Source organism: Candidatus Accumulibacter phosphatis, assembly GCF_012939955.1.
GTDB classification, from domain to species: domain Bacteria; phylum Pseudomonadota; class Gammaproteobacteria; order Burkholderiales; family Rhodocyclaceae; genus Accumulibacter; species Accumulibacter delftensis.
In genome coordinates, this window is the sequence record NZ_SPMY01000032.1 from 15,158 (window position 1) to 26,004 (window position 10,847).

Sequence of the window (10,847 nt, forward strand, 5' to 3'; positions counted from 1 at the left end):
TCTTTCGTTATTGACAGTAATCCCCAATGCGCTCAGGGCGGTTTTTTATGTTGCCGAAGCTGTTTTCATCGTACATAAAACTGTTGATGCGATTCAGTATTTCTTGTCTTGCGTCTCTTGCAGGCTGTGTTGGATTTCCGTTGATGCCAGAGTGGACTTCCCGAAAATTCTGCAGGTCATTTTGATCCGTGTTGTCTATTCGTTGATTTAGGTCATTCCAGGCTGACCCATATCTCCAATACCACGCTCCAACGTCGGCAGCTAGTTGCAAATCAGACGATATTAAAGCATAGTCGGCGATTAAATCATAAGTACTCCCGACAACGGTGTTTAAACTAGGTACTTGCCGTTGTACGTAAGGCCTGTAACTTCGATCGGGGCCGCGGGTTAGTTGAAGTGCTGCAACCGTTCCACCTTGCGTTGCAAGGGTGTAGTTACTTCGGCCAGTAAGATGGAGAAGTCCGCGTCCCCTGAAGTTCGAGCCGTCATGTGTGTTTGGGATGTTTCCATTGCGGTTAGAGTACTGCCGATCAAGGTCCGCCGCCGTCGCAGCTTCTGAAAGCCATCCGCTTTCATACATCCATTGCAGCCGACCAGTTTCTTCGTAGACGTTCGCCAAAAATGCGGCAATCCTCTTTGGGGTATTGATCTCGAAGGTCTTCAGTGCTTCATTAATAGGAGCCACCCACTGGGCCATTCTTTCAGCGTTTGAGTCCATGATCGCCGCCAGAGACTCGGGCGTAAGTTTGGCTCCAATGCCACCACCGTGAGTACCCAAACCACCGAGTAGCAAATTGTCGCTGTTAATCAAACCTCCAGCCGATGTCCCATCGCCAAACAGTGCTCGTTGAATTATCAGCTGCTCGTCAGCGGTTTTTCCAGAATGTATCTGCTGCACTTGCTCATCCAGCGATCCATTGCCGTTTATGGCGTCTGTTCGGACAGACGCATATACGGCTAGGAAGTCTCGCAAGGCTGCCGTTTGGTTATTAGTTCCTTGGTCGTTAATTAACGGATCTTGCGGGTTGGTAACGCCGTGGCGTCGATTGGGGTTTTGAAGAAGATCTGACAATGCAAGCGCATTTGTGTAGTTCCACGTGCCGGTGTTCAAGGCATCCGTTATTCCGCCGTTATCGGCTCGTAGGCCGAACAGCCATTCGTTTCCGTCAATCGCGGTCTGGTTGGGCAGCGAAACATACTGCACATTAATCCCGAGATTGAGCATTGTACCCAGGGAGCTGGTACCGTTGAACCACAGCGCATACGGCCTTCCTTGCGCCGTCGCGGCATTCTGCGCGGAAAGCATAAGGTCATAGATCCAGCTGGTGCCCATTGCCTTAGTGGGCTGCGTCTGGTCGGTCTGGTCCTCCCAGCCGATGAGCTGATGCTTTCCTGACGGGAAAAAATTCAGCCAGTGCGGTGCGTTGTAGGCGTTCAGCCAAGCGGCATCATCATTTGATAGCGTGATTGGCGGCAGTGGCTTGGTGGTCGTCTTGTTTTTTCCCTTTACCTTGATTGTTTCGGTAACGGTGGAGATGTAGTCGGTCTTTCCCTCGACGATTTGCGTAAATTGCCTCAATACGATGTGCTCTGCGTTGTCTATTGCGCCGTTGACCGTGATTTCTCCCGTGTTTTCCACCGCGGACAGGCCAAATCCGAGGTACTTCAATCGTTGCTCGACACGCCAGACATCGAGAAGGTCGTTCTTGGCGCCTTTCTCCGCGCTGAGGCCGGCCACGCCTGCGAAGGGGTGGTAGCCGGGATTGTTCAGCGGTCGATCGCCGAAGAACACGGTTTCAGCTGCTCGCGTGTAGTCGACCACACGCAGTTTCAGCAGCAGGCGTTTTTCAGGATTGTCCTTGTCATAGCCCTTTATCGTGATCGTGACGTCGCCAGCAAGCAGCGCCTTGCCTTGGCGCAGGCGATCGACATCAATCGACGGCGCGAGGAAGATGATGCCGTTCTCTTTCAGCGCCTTTTTGCCGCCGTCGGTATTGATCGTTTGCAGTCCCTGGTAGGCCTCCCTGGTCGCCGCTTCCGCCGCCGTATATCCAGCCTCGCGCTCGGCGGTGAGCAGGAAACCTTTGCTGTCCTTGACCAGGGTCGCGGCTCCGCCGATTTCGATGTTGTCCCAGTTGATGTTGAGATCTGAGTCCTTCAGGTCGGCGAGCGTGCTGGGGTATTGGTCACGGATGAGCTTGAAGAGGTCTATGCGGGCGATGTCGCCGTAGTTGATCGCGGGGACTTTGCCGTCCTTGTCGGGTTCGATGGTGGTCTTGAGGAACTGGCCACCATCGACGGGTGCACTGAACTCGACGGTGTCGGGTTTGAGGAGTTGGCTGGTGGCCATTCCGTAGACCCAGCCGGAAGTCAGTTGCGGGCTGTCGGCGAGATCGAGTTTGCTGGGCGTCACGACCTGGGTGGTGACGCCATCGACGCGCTCGCGATCGATCGGCAGAGGCCGCGGCGTGGCTTGTCTGGTGAGTGAATTGCGTTCCGCAGCGGCGATCAGCGACTCCAGGTCCCAGACCAGCAGGCCGCTCGGTGGCGGCGGTTCGCCGATCGTTGGCCAGTAGCGGATATCGGCCCATAGTGTCTTGCCGGCGTCGATGAGTTGCAAGCGCGAGAAGTTGGCGTCGATGATCGGCGAGGTCGCGCCCAGGTATTCCGGGGTCGCGCTGAAGGGATTCTTGACGATGCCGATCTTGCCGCCCTTTTGCGTGAGGGCGTTCTGCGGGTCGTCCAGGGCGTAGAGCGGGTCGACGAAGTCGAAGAAGTAGTCGGCGACCAGGGCGTATTCGGCGCCGTTGCGCGTCACGATTACCGCTGGCGATTGTGCGCGCTGGATATTCAGTTGGTAGTTGCCGTCGAGGCGGCTCATGCCGGGCAGGGCGCCGGACATCGCGATTTGTTTGAAGACCGGCGTTCCTTGCAGTCTCCCCAAGTCGCTCAGTTGGACGGTGACTGTGGCCAGTCCCGCGTTGAGGTCGAAAGCGTCGCTGAGCAGCAGGCGCAGCGTGTTGTCCTTTATGCCCGCGGAAGAAATGTACTGTGGTCCCTTGCCTTCCCGTGTCGGGAAATCGACTTGCAGGAAAGCGGCGGCGTGGGTGGCAGTGAGACGGCCCCTGCTTGCCAGCAGTTGGTCGAGGTCAAGAATGAAGACGTTGCCGCTGTCTGGCTGACTGCGCGCAATGGCAACGCCGACGCTTTGCTGGCTGGCCGTCACCGCCAGGTAGCTATGGGCGCCGTGGGTGAGCGCCATGTCGATATAGCCGTAGGGCGCATTCTGCCCACTCACTGTCGCGGGTAGCTCGATCTGCTGGATTGCCAGAAAATCGGCAGCGCTTTCGTCGATGTTGACGCGCAGGAGACGATAGCTGCCCGTCGGCTCGTATGCGCCGCCCTCGGCGACGTAGAGCCACTGCCCGGAAACGGCGAGACTGCTGACGTTGGCCGTGCCGACGCTGAAGGTCGTTGCCGCCGTCATGGTGGCGGTGTCGATGACGTGGATATTGCCGTGCGCGCCGGCGACGAAGAGCAGACGGTTATCGAGGCTGAAGGCGATCTGGTCGGTCTTGCTGCCGCCGCCGACGATGGGCTTGCCGCTGGCGTCCAGATAGGGGATTTCATTGACGATCTGGCCGTCCCTGAAAATCTCGATCTTGTTGGCGAGGGTGACGACACTGAAGTCGGTCTGCCCTTCGAGGGTGACGCTGCCCGGCTCGCCGTTGGCCAGCCAGCGGCTTGCACCGGGGAGGCTCGGGTCGACGGTTTGCAGCAGGCGTTGTACGGTGAGCCTGTGTAGGCCGAGGGCAAGCTGCGCCGGGAGCTCGACTTCGACGGTCATGCTGCTTGCTCCGGGGGCGACCGCCGCGAGTTCGATCAGCTGCTGCCATAGACGCATGCCTTCGCGCCTGGCTTGACTGTCGGTATCCCAGGCGCTGGAACTCGCTTTGCCCTGCGCATCGATGCTCAGCTGCTCCGGCGAGACCCACAGGCGCAAGGCCGTTTCCTGTGCCGCCATTCCGGGCACGGCTGCCGCCTGGAGATTCTCCAGGGTCAGCTGCAGCTTCCCGGAAGCGAGCATTTTGACGTCGCTGATGCGCGGCGAGGGGGTGGCATCAAGGGTGCCCGATCCGCTCGCGCCGGGTGTGGCGATGGTCAGCGTGAGTTCGCCGTTGGCGAGGCTTTTCTGAAGCGGGACGACCTGGTAAACGCCGCCATAATCGAGCTTGATGGCGTAGATTTCCGACATGCCGGCGAAGAGGCCGATCAGGTTCGTTGCTCCTCCGGCGCCCGACAAGCCGCCACTGGCCAGGTCGCCGGCCATCGAAATCGCCAGCGAATTGGTGGTCAGGGCAAAGACGTTGAGGCCGTTGCCGCGCACTGTGACCGCACCGGTTTGATGGTCGCTGCGGGTCTTCACCAGGATGAGATCGCCGGAACCGCTGACGCCGCTGTACGGCGGGCTTGCGGTGCGGGCGACGAGATGGCCTTGCGCGTCAGTGCCGACGAAGCCGTTGTCAAGCAGCCACCATTTGTCCTGCATGGCGCCAGTGAGGTCGGGGGCGGTGCCGCGGCGCAGAAACAGGACTTCGTCACCGACTTCGACGCCGGCCTCGTCTTGCAGCGTGATCGCCAGTTGCACCGGCACGCGGGTTGCCTGCTCGCCGAGTTCGAGACGGAAGGCCGCGAGGGTCTGCAGGATTTCCGCTTCGGGTGCGGCCATTCCCGTTTCGGCGAGTAGATTGGCGACGCCGATGCGTCGTATCGAGACCACCGCATCGTCCCGCAATGCCCCCGCGCCGATCATCACCGTTTCGCCAGTCGCCGCCTGCACGACCCCGCCCTGCTCGGCGGCGATGGTGATGCCGGCCGGGGTGGCGGTGCTCGGGTCGTCGTCGGTCAGTGCGGCGGCTTGCACGCGCAGGCGGATGTCGCTCTGGCCGATGACCTGTTCGCTGACGCCCCCGTAGGGATCGACGACGCTGGCCAGGTGGACGATCGAAATGTTGACCTCGCCAGCCTGCAGGGCAGTGATCAGGCCGTCTTCGCTGAGCGTGGCGATACTGGCGTCGGAGACGAGGTAGCGGGTGCCGCTGTACACCGGCGGGGTCGCCGGGATGAGGATTTCGAAGCTCTCTCCGCTGTCCGGGTCGACGTAGTTCTCCAGGGTTTCCGGTGTGCCGGCGAAGATGGTCTGGCTAGGTGTGTGGATGTCAATCGACTGATCGCCGTTCGGGTCGAGCAGGCGAACTTTCAACTGCCGTGTGTCGCCCGGCATGAGGGTGAGCGTGCCGGGATAGACGTCGGGCTCGATGGGCGGGCTTTCTTCGCCGGCATCAGCACTTTGGCTCTGGCTTTCGCTTGCGTCGTCGCCGCTGTCGGGGTCGAAGGGCAGCGGCGCGGCGCGCACATTGAGCGCCGCGGCGGTCTGGATCAGGCGCCCATCGCTGTCCACGCGCTGCAGCATGAGCAGCGTCGGGCCGACGCCGGTGGCGTGGACCAGGTCGTGGGCATCGTCGACCAGCACGGGGCTGGGCAGGCTGCCGCCCAGGCCGGCGAGGTCGGCGGCGCTGAGGGTGAGATAGGTGGGGTCGGTGATGGCAACGGACTGTTCGTCCGCGAAATCGGCGCTCGCCTGGAGGCGGGCGAACTGGCCACTGACCAGCGCCGGCAATGGCGCGAGATGGATTTGCAGCAATCTTGCGCCGCTGACGTCGATGGTCAGCTCGATGGGTGCGCCGGCGGCAAAGCCGTCGTCGGCCTGCAGGGTCAGCGTCGCTGCGCCGCTGTAGCCGGCTTCCGGGGTGAAGCTGACTTCCTCGCCGTTGGCTTCGAGTCTGGCGCTGCCATGGGTGCTGGCGAGAATGCGCCAGAAGAGTGTGTCGCCTTCGAGGTCTTCGGCGATATTGCTCAGGGCGCTGCGCGTGGCCAGGCCGGTGTGCGTCCTGAGTGCCGCGGAAGCGGCTGCGCTCGCCGCCGGCGCCTGCTTGGCCCTGAAGCCGGTATTGGCGTAGAGGAGCTGGCGATCGGTGCTGCCGATCTGGCCGTCGCCGTCGATATCGGCCAGTGGGTCTTCGCTTGTGGCGGCTTGTTCCCAGGCCTGGCTGTCCGTAGCGTCGACCTGGCCGTCGCGGTTGAGGTCACCGGCGACGCTGATGCGCAGTTGTGCGGCGCCGCTGCCGGTGAGGCGAATGAGCTTGGTGCCGGCTTCGCTGACGCGCAAGAGGCGGGTGACTTTTCCGTCCACGGTGGTACTGGCGATGATCTGGGCGCCGCCGACTTCGAACTGGCCGTCGGCGGGAAGCCGCGTTTCCAGCGCCAGGATCACGGCGCCCGCGGCGCCCGGGCTGTGGATCGTCGAGGCGATTTCACTTTCGCGCACACTGAAGGCGAGCTGGGCCGCCTGATCGGCATCGAGCTCGCCGCTCCAGGTGCTGGCCTTGCCGCTGGCCCAGTTCACTACCGCACCAAGATTCGCGGTGATGGGGTCGGTTAGCACCTGCCCCGCAGCATCGTAGGCAATCGCCGTGCCGAAATCGCTATCCTCGAGATGGCGGACGAGGATCAAGCGACCGCCGCTGTCGTAGCGGTAGGCAATGGCGGTTTGGCCACCCCTGCCGTCAGGAGCGGTGATGCGCACGATGCGGCCGGCCTTGTCGCGCTGGAAGTCCACCCGTTGCGTGAAGCCCTCGGCGCCACTCGCGCTGAAGTCATCGCTGACCGCCACGATGCCGGCGTCCGAAAGCAGCCAGGATTGGCCGTCAGTGAAGCTGATGCTGTGGATCGTCCCTTGTGCGTCGAGGGTGTAGCGCGTGCCGTCCGGCGCCGTCAGGGTATAGGCGCCGGGCACCCATGGCAGGCCGCTATCACGCTCGTAGAGTCGCTCGCCCTGGCGCTGGAGATTGTCGGCGCCGCTGCGCTCGCCGTCGGCGTGCGCCTGCAGCGTCCAGCCCCGGTCGCTGCTGAAGGACGGCTGCCAGACTTGCGCTGCGCCGGCTTCGCTACCCAGGCGCTCGCTTTGTGCGCCGAGGATGAAGGATAGCTGCGTCAGGCCGGCGTCGGCGTCGGCGAGATCGGTCGGGACCGTCAGCCAGACGCGCGCGCCCAGCGACCACGGCGCAATGGCCCCATTGGCCAGCGTTGTTGTCTGGTCGCTGCGGAGCTGGCTGGCGAGCAGCGCCAGCGTCCAGTTGCCGAAGTCGCTGCGCTGGTCTGCCGGCGTGTCGCCGTTCGCTTCGCGCCAGTGGCGAACGAGTGCCAGGGTGTGGCCGGCCAGGGTCAGCGTGGCGTCGGCCTGGCTATGACTGGCGAAAGTCTTGGCGGTGCTGTCGATGATCAGGGTGGCGGCGATTTCGCTGCTGCGGCCAGCGAGGTCCCAGGCACTCAGGCGCAGCTGATAGAGGCCGTTGTCGAAGCGTCGCGGATCGAGCGTCGCCAGCGCCAGGGTCTGTGCGACGCTGCTCGCGGGCGTTTCGGCCTCGGCCAGCGTTTGCCAGCGATTGCTGCCGACCGCGGCGAGTTGCAGCCGCCAGCCCATGAGCTGTGTTTCGGCGAACTGTGCGGTCAGGGCGGTGCTTGCCGGCACTTCGTGCGGCTGGGCATTGGCGCTGGCGCCGGTGAGTGCGCCGCTCCACGCGAGTTGCGGCGCGGCGGTATCGGCCGGGTCTTTGACGCGCAGGGTCTGCGTGTGGGTGGCGCTGAAGCCGTCGCGGTCGGTGGCCACGACGCGCATTTCGATCAGTCCGGGCTGGCTGGGGCTGAGCCTGATGCGTCCGGCACTATCCAGGGCAACGTCGTGCCAGATTTCGGGGCCGCTTTCGGGACCGCTTTCGGGACCGCTTTCGGAGCCCATTAGCGGGCCGATTGCCGCGCCGCGTACGGCTACCGCGAGTTCTGCGATGCCGCTCCAGGCGTCGGCGCGCACGCTTGCCAGGATTGTCTGCCCGGGCAGTGCGGGCGTGCTCGGCGTTGTCGAGACGAGGATCGTGGGCGCGTTGGCAGCCGCTTCGGCGACGACGCGCAGCGTGAATACCGTTGACGCCGTCCCGTTGCGCGCCTGGCCGTCCTTGACCGTGGCGCTGACCGTGAAGTCACCGATCTGTCCGGCGCCGGGTGTCCAGACGAGGTGCCGGCTGTCGGCGTCGTAGCGCGCACCTTCCGGAAGGCCGCTGAAACTGATCGCCAGCGCTGCAGTCTGGGTGCTGCCGTCGGCGTCGCCGAGCGCGATACCCTTGCTCGCGCCGCCGCCGCCACTGAATACGACGGGGAGGCTCAACGTATCGCCGATCACCACGGCGTGATTGCTGGCGCTGATCTGCGGTCGCCGATTGACGTCGAAAACGCGTATCTGGACGCTCTGCGTGGTTGTCGAGTTGTCGGCCCCGCGGCCGTCGTTGGCGCGGAAGGTCAGGGTGTGCGAGCGGCTGTCGCCGCTACTGTTGTCGACGACATCCTCCGGCGTCCATTCGAAGCGGCCATTGCCGGCGTTGAACGAGACGCCGGCCGGCGTTTCCTGGTCATACACCAGGCTCAGTTGCACGGCGTCGCGATCGGGGTCGGCGGCGACGACGGTGAAAGCCAGCGTCTCGCCTTCGTTGATCAGTTGCAGTGGCATTGGCGGGATGCGTGGTGCCTGGTTGGCGTTGGCGACGATGATCTCAAAGTCGCGGCTGAACGTGGCCATGCCGTCGCTGGCGGTGACGCTGAAGCGCCAATGTCCGGCCTGCATCGCGGTGGGTTCGGGGTCGCTAGCATCTTGTGCAGCGAAGAGATCGGGCGTCCAGTCGAAGGCTGCGCGATTGCCGTCGGCGCTGAAGCGCATGCCGCGCGGCAGGCCGGCGACGCGCCAGTGCAGCGCATCGGCGTCGCTGTCCTGCGCGAAAACTTCGAGAGCCAGTGGCTGCCCTTCACGAGCGTCGATTCGCAGCGCGGTGGATTCGCCGGCTGCGCTGCTGTCGTCAACGAGCGGCTGCCCGTTGGCCAGGACGGCGAGCAACTCGGGCGCCGCGTTTTCCGAGCGCACGATGATGCGCAGGGTATGCCGGCTGACGTTGGGCAGCGGGTGTTCCGGGTAGCTGAAGCTGCCGTCCTGCGGCGGCAGGCCGCTGTCGGTGAGGATCAACTCGACATCGCGGCTGCCCAGGTCGTCGGCAGTCGGCGTCCAGCGCAGCGTTGCCTGCCCGTACTGGCTGGCCGGAATCAGCTCGGCGCCGAGGGGCAGGCCCGTGCTCGTCCAGCTCAGCGGGTCCTGATCGAGATCGCTGGCGATGATGGCCACCGACAGCGGCTGGCCGACTAGCGCGACCACCTGGCGCGGCGCGGCGATCAGCGGTGCTTCGCTGACGCTGCGCACGCTGAGGACGAAGGAGCGCGCTGCGCTGAGCCGCTGCGTGGCGGCGCCATCACCGTCGTCGCTGGCGGTGATGGTGAGCGTGTAGTCGCCGCGGTCGCCGGCGCCAGGGGCGAAGCGGATGGAGCCGCGCAGTGGCGCACTGGATGGGTCAGCTTCCGGGCCAGTGGCGGCCGGGGGCAACTGCGTATAGGTCGCGAAGCGCGGCAAGCCGCTGATCTCGATGGCGATTGGATTGCCGTCGACGTCGCCGACGCTGAAGGGGATCTCGAGCACGCCGCCAGCGTCGACGAAGGCATTGCCGAGGTCACCGATCTGCGGCGCGCGGTTGGCGTTGCTGACGACGATCGGCAGCGTCATCTGGCTGAGCGCCGGAGTTCCGGTGCCGTCGCCGTCGTCGGTCGCCGTGACGACGACGCTGTAGCTGCCGGCCTGCGTGTAAGCCGGTGTCCACAGGATTTCCATAGTTTCGGCATCGAAGCTGGCACCGGCCGGCAGGCCGCTGAGCTGGTAGCTGAGCGTCGGTGCACTGCTTTCCGGGCCGCTCGCTTCGCCGCCGGGGTGCCTGCGGATGCGCGGCTCGAAGGCCGGGTTGTCGGGGTCGAAGGCGAAAACGCTGATGCGTAGCGGCTGGCCTTCGAGGACTCGCCAGGTTTCCGGTGCGGCGAAGAGGGGTGCGCCGTTGGCGTTGGCGACGTCCAGGACGAGCTCGCGGCCGAGCACGCTGTGCTTCGTTTCTCCGGCGAGAGTCGTCCAGGTGGCGACGATACTGAGCGGGACGCGATAAGTACCCTGCTGGTCGAAACCCGGGGTCCACGCGAACCAGCCGCTCTGGGCGTCGAGCGTCGCACCGCCCGGCAGCCAACGCGCGCCGTACTCGAGGCTGAGTGTCGTGCCGTCGGCCTGGGCGCGGCCGGCGATCATCCCGGGTACGCTGGCGGCCAGTTGCAGCGCCCAGGCCTCGCCCTCGCGCAGCGATTGCGTGGCAACGGCGGCCAGCACGGGTGGCGCGTAGGCCTGTTCGACGGTGATCGTGAACGCGCTGCTGGACGTCCGCTTGCCGTCGCTGGCGATGACCGTGACGGCCTCCCAGACACCGGCCTGATCGTAGTCTGGCGTCCAGCGGAGGACAGCACTGGCGGCGTCGAATACGGCGCCGTAGGGCAGATTGCGTATCGCCAGGGTCAGGCGGTCGCCGTCGGCGTCGGTGGCGAGCAAGGGCAGCGACAGCGTTTCACCTTCGCCGATGCTGAGGTCGTAAGTGCCCTCGATCACCGGTGCACGGTTGCCGCCAATGACCGGCAGCGAGAACTCGCGCAGCGCGACGCCGCCGCGGCTGTCCTCGACGCGCACCACGATTTTGCTGCTGGCGTCGGCGCTGGCGGCTGGCGTCCAGGCCAGGGTGGCGGTCGCCTGCGCAGCTTGCTCGGAGGAGGTGGTCTCGGCCGCTGTTGTCAGCGTGACGCCGGGCGGCGCTTCTACGAGCTGCCAC

General features: G+C 64.5%; 1 protein-coding gene. It reads right to left on the reverse strand.

Annotated elements, in window-relative coordinates:
* Window positions 1-7 precede the first annotated feature (7 nt).
* Entirely contained in the window at window positions 8-10,711 is a 10,704-nt protein-coding gene (locus tag E4Q23_RS11965; protein ID WP_336511678.1) for a putative Ig domain-containing protein, read from the reverse strand.
* Window positions 10,712-10,847: the final 136 nt, after the last annotated feature.